5 protein-coding genes are annotated in these 3,555 nt (G+C 65.0%); all 5 read left to right on the forward strand.

What is annotated here, in order from left to right; all coding sequences use genetic code 11:
- On the forward strand, positions 1-712 hold a 712-nt coding region (locus EOA27_RS27795), incomplete at its 5' end, for a substrate-binding domain-containing protein (protein ID WP_245491177.1).
- Entirely contained in the window at positions 696-914 is a 219-nt protein-coding gene (locus EOA27_RS42360; RefSeq protein WP_245491178.1) for a hypothetical protein, read from the forward strand. The genes EOA27_RS27795 and EOA27_RS42360, both read left to right, overlap by 17 nt.
- Positions 915-957: 43 nt before the next feature.
- Complete coding sequence (locus EOA27_RS27800; protein WP_126081860.1) at positions 958-1,929, forward strand: ABC transporter permease; 972 nt, start codon at positions 958-960, stop codon at positions 1,927-1,929.
- A gap of 13 nt (positions 1,930-1,942) precedes the next feature.
- Positions 1,943-3,142 carry an alanine racemase gene (locus EOA27_RS27805; protein ID WP_126081859.1) on the forward strand — a complete coding sequence of 400 codons (1,200 nt, stop codon included), beginning with the start codon at positions 1,943-1,945 and terminating at the stop codon, positions 3,140-3,142.
- Positions 3,143-3,151: 9 nt separating this feature from the next.
- Positions 3,152-3,555: ATP-binding cassette domain-containing protein (locus EOA27_RS27810; RefSeq protein WP_145970568.1), on the forward strand; the 404-nt coding region annotated here is incomplete at its 3' end.

Here is a 3,555-nt window from a genome sequence, read left to right on the forward strand (position 1 = left end):
GATCAAGGACGGCAAGTTTACCGCGGCCCTCGTCTGGCACGAGATGAGCGAGTACACCAACGCAGTCAACGCCGGGGCGCGCGACGAGTTCAAGCGTCTCGGCATCGAGGTGGTGGCGCAGACTGATGCCGGCTTCGACGCCGCGCGCCAGAAGGCCGATGTCGAGACGGTGATGGCCAAGAAGCCGTCGATCATCCTGTCGCTGCCGGTCGACCCGGCGACCGCGGCCTCTGTCTACGATCCGGCCCGCCAGGCCGGCGTCAAGCTCGGCTTCGTAGACAATAGCCCGGCCGGCTACAAGCAGGGCACGGATTACGTCACCATCGTCTCCGACGACCTCTTCCAGATGGGCAACAAGGCCGGCATCGCCCTGGCAGAGGCCCTCGGCAAGAAGGGCAAGGTCGGCTACATCTTCCACGACGCCGATTTCTACGTCACCAACCAGCGCGACGGCGCCTTCAAGAAGACCATCGAGCAGGACTATCCCGACATGCAGATCGCCGCCGAGGCCGGCATGGCCGATCCGGCGCGCTCAGAGGACATCGCGCAGGCGATGATCACCCAGCATCCCGACCTCGACGGCATTTATGTCACCTGGTCTGAGCCGGCGCTGAGCGTTCTCTCCGCCCTTCGCCGCCGGCAACACGCACACCAAGATCGTCACGCTCGACCTCAACGAACCGGCCGCGCTCGACATGGTCAAAGGTGGTAACATCGCAGCCCTTGTCGCCGACGAGGCCTATTCGATCGGCGTGACGCTGGCGCGAGCCTCCGCAGGCTCGCTGGTCGGCCTGAAGGCCGAGCCATTCTACGCGGTCGATTCCATCGCCGTCACCAAGGACACGGTGAAGGACGGCTGGAAGAAGTCGCTCAACAAGGACCTGCCCGCGACCATCGCGGACGCCATGAAATAGACGGCGTGGCAGGCTGCGAAGCACGCACCATCGGAGATCGAACATGACCAGCGCCAACACCGGCACCGAGATGGGCAGCTTCGCCAGCCGCTTCAATCTGCAGCAATATGTCGTCTATCTCGGCTTCCTGGCGATCTTCCTGTTCTTCGCCTTCATGCTGAGGGACAGCGGCTTCCTCACCGTCCGCAACCTCTCCAACATCGTGCTGCAGACAGCGCCGGTGACGATCATGGCGATCGGCCTCGTCTTCGTCATGTCGGCCGGCGAGATCGACCTTTCGATCGGCTCGATCGTGGCGGTATCGGCGCTCGCCACTGCCGTCACCATCGCCTCCTACGGCATGGCGGCGGGCATCGTCGCCGGCCTGGGCGCCGGAATCCTGATCGGCCTCATCAACGGCGCGCTGGTCGCCTATGTCAGGCTGCCGTCCTTCCTGGTGACGCTGGCGACGATGGGCCTGTTCGCCGGCGTCTCGCGCTCTATGACTGATCTGCGTTCGATATCGGTCACCAACGAGGCCTTCACCGGCTTCTTCGGCTCGGGCTCGCTGCTCGGCGTGCCCTCGCTGATCTGGTGGACGGTGATCGCCATTGCCGTCGGCCACCTCGTCTACCGCGAGACGCGTTTCGGCGCGCATGTGCTGGCGACCGGCGACAACGCCCGCGCTGCAAGCGTTTCGGGCATCAGCGTGCCGAAGATCAGGCTCGCCGTGCTCACCATCAGCGGCGGGCTCGCGGGGCTCGCCGGATTGCTTTACGCCGGCCGCCTGCAGGCGGCGAAATACACGCTCGGCGAGACCGATCTGATGACGGTCATCGCCGCCGTCATCGTCGGCGGCACGCTGCTCAATGGCGGCAAGGGCTCGATCGTCGGCGCTCTCGTTGGCTCGCTGATGATGGGCATGCTGAACAACGGCCTTATCCTGATGGGCCTCTCGGTCTCCGACCAGATGATCGTGCGCGGCCTGATCATTCTCACCGCGGTCGCAGTGTCGCTGCGCGACAAATCCCGCTAAAGGAACCTTTTCCATGTTTCTCGACGTTCTGCGCCGCCGCAACCCCGCCTTCATCGAAGCGGCGATCGGCCTTCACCAGCAGGGCAAGCTGCCGGCCAACGCCTATGTGCTCGATCTCGACGCGGTCGAGCGCAATGCAAAGGTCCTCAAGCAGGAAGCGGATCGGCTCGGTCTGAACATCTTCGCCATGACCAAGCAGGTCGGCCGCTCGAGCTCCTTCTGCAAGGCGGTGATGCGCGGCGGCATCGAACGCGCTGTCGCGGTCGACATGGCCTGCGCGCGCGCCACGCATAAGGCCGGCATGAAGCTCGGCCATCTCGGCCATCTGCAGCAGATCGCGAAATTCGAGGCGGACGCGGCGGCAAGGACCTTCAAGCCGGACTATTGGACCGCCTTCAACGACACCAAGGCCGAGGAAGCAGGCAAAGGCGCCAAGGCGGCCGGCTACGTCCAGGACCTGCTCGCCCGCATCGCGGCCGAAGGTGACATTTTCTACCGCGGCCATGAAGGCGGCTTCGACGCCGGCGAAATTGTCGCCGTCGCCGACCGGCTCGATGCCGTTCCGGGCGGCCGCTTCGCCGGCATCACCACCTTCCCTGCCCTGCTCTTCGACCATGCCGCGCGTAAAGTGCTGCCGACGCCCAATCTGGCGACGCTGAGCAAGGCAGCCGAGGCGCTCGCCAAGGCGGGCCGCAAGGGCGTCGAAATCAACGCGCCGGGCACCACGTCGAGCGTCATGCTGGCCGCGCTGGCTGAAGCCGGCGCCACGCAATGCGAACCCGGCAACGGCCTGCACGGCACCACGGCGCTGCACGTCATGGAAGACCTGCCGGAACTGCCTGCCGTGCTCTATCTCACCGAAGTGTCGCATCTGTCAGGCGGCAAGGCCTACTGCTTCGGCGGCGGCTTCTACATCGACCCGATCTTCCCGGACTATGACGTCAAGGCGATCGTCTCGGCCGAGCCGACCACCGCCACGTCGGCGCTCAGAAGCGTCGAAGTGCCGCCGCCTTCGGCGATCGACTACTACGCCATGATCGACGCCGCCGGCGATAATGCGCCGAGGCCCGGCGACAGCGCCGTCTTCGGCTTCCGCGGCCAGGCCTTCGTCACCCGCGCCTATGTCGTCGGCGTCTCCGGCGTTTCGAAGGGCAAGCCCGTAGTTGAAACGATCGAGAACGGTTTTGGCGAGCCCTATGCCTGGCCCGTCTAGGAGAAAACCATGAATGCGAGCGCCCCCATCCTTCAGCTTCAGGACATCCGCAAGCATTTCGGCGGCCTGACCGCGATCGAGAACTTCTCGCTCGAGGTCTTTCCCGGCGAGATCGTCGCGCTTGTCGGCGACAACGGCGCCGGCAAGTCGACGCTGGTCAAGATCATCTCCGGCGTGCATCCGCCCTCCTCCGGCACGATCACGATCGAGGGCAAGCCGGTGACGATGTCGAACGCGACGATGGGGCGCGCGCATGGCATCGAGGTTGTCTACCAGGATCTCGCTTTGGCCGACCAGCAGACGGTCTATATGAACATGTTCCTCGGCCGCGAGCCGCTGAACCGCTTCGGCCTGCTCGACCGCCGCCGCATGATCGACGAGACGGAAAAACTGGTGAAGGAGCTCGACGTGCG

The sequence above is a fragment of the Mesorhizobium sp. M2A.F.Ca.ET.037.01.1.1 genome (assembly GCF_003998075.1).
Lineage (GTDB): Bacteria > Pseudomonadota > Alphaproteobacteria > Rhizobiales > Rhizobiaceae > Mesorhizobium.

What these genes read in the sequence shown, in the direction of transcription:
- EOA27_RS42360 (WP_245491178.1), top strand. Translation starts at nt 696, where the DNA reads ATGGTCAAAGGTGGTAACATCGCAGCCCTTGTCGCCGACGAGGCCTAT.
- EOA27_RS27805 (WP_126081859.1), top strand. Translation starts at nt 1,943, where the DNA reads ATGTTTCTCGACGTTCTGCGCCGCCGCAACCCCGCCTTCATCGAAGCG.
- EOA27_RS27800 (WP_126081860.1), top strand. Translation starts at nt 958, where the DNA reads ATGACCAGCGCCAACACCGGCACCGAGATGGGCAGCTTCGCCAGCCGC.